At 50.6% G+C, this 267-nt stretch carries 1 protein-coding gene; it reads right to left on the bottom strand.

Features of this window, described 5'->3' with window-relative positions:
* A partial coding sequence (locus J3481_RS14535) for a hypothetical protein (RefSeq protein ID WP_206882540.1) occupies positions 1-267 on the bottom strand: 267 nt, incomplete at both ends.

The following is a 267-nucleotide window of genomic DNA, read 5'->3' on the forward strand; positions in this document are numbered from 1 at the left end:
ACTGTATCGCGCGCTGCGCAAATTTTCGACGCTGACGCTTGCAGTATCAACGATGTTGGTCGGCCAGCGTGACTCGGTGGAAAACAGTACGTGAACATGATCGTAGTGGCGCGTTGAGATGTCGCCTGTTTTGTTGAGATTCTTCCATGTCCGGCGTTCACGCGACCATGACCGGTTTTTCCAAATAATCCATACGAATTTCAGTTTGTCGACATTGGCGATGAGATAATCGCAGAAAGCATCCCCAGCGCGAGCTTGTTCTACGGT

Origin of the sequence: Alicyclobacillus fructus (assembly GCF_017329605.1) — a bacterium.
Lineage (GTDB): Bacteria > Bacillota > Bacilli > Alicyclobacillales > Alicyclobacillaceae > Alicyclobacillus > Alicyclobacillus fructus.